The sequence below is a fragment of the Mycobacterium gordonae genome, from assembly GCF_001417955.2.
Classification (GTDB): domain Bacteria; phylum Actinomycetota; class Actinomycetes; order Mycobacteriales; family Mycobacteriaceae; genus Mycobacterium; species Mycobacterium gordonae_B.
The window spans coordinates 1-575 of record NZ_LKTM01000264.1; the positions used below are offsets into that span (position 1 = coordinate 1).

Consider the following 575-nt stretch of genomic DNA (forward strand, 5'->3'; position numbering starts at 1 on the left):
GTGATCGGCGGGGTGGTGATCTGCGGCAGCGTGAACGCGGCCGCCCCGATCGGGTCGATCGTGATCGGCGGCGTCGTGAATTGGGGCGTGACGATCTGCGGCAATGTAAACCCTGCCGCCCCAATCGGATCGATCGTGATCGGCGGCGTCATGATGGGCGCAGTGGAGATCTGCGGTAGTGCAAAACCAGGTACCGCAATGGATGGGATGTTGATGGCGGGTGTCGTCAACGCGGGAAGGCCGAACCCGTCGACCGTGAACGGCGGGATGAGGAAGCCGAGGCCGTTGATCGTGATGGGGCCGAAGTCGATGTAGGCGGGAGGCCCACCTGCGCTGGGGGTGTTTTTGCCAGGGTCGCCGCTGATGACTCCCCCGCCGATCTGGGGGAAGATGCCTGCAGCCTGCGACTGCAACAGAGAGAAGTTGTTGGGAATGAAAGCAACGAACTCTGCGTGAACCTTCGGCAGCTTGAGAGTCAGGTTTCCTGGCCCGATTTGCGGTGTGGTGAAGCTGCCGGTGGTGATGCTGGCGATGTTGAGTGAGGGAATGGTGGTGGGGGGCAGGTTGAATCCGCC

General features: G+C 62.4%; 1 pseudogene. It reads right to left on the reverse strand.

What is annotated here, in order from left to right:
* A pseudogene (locus tag AO501_RS38240) lies at positions 1-575 on the reverse strand (hypothetical protein); the annotation flags it as partial.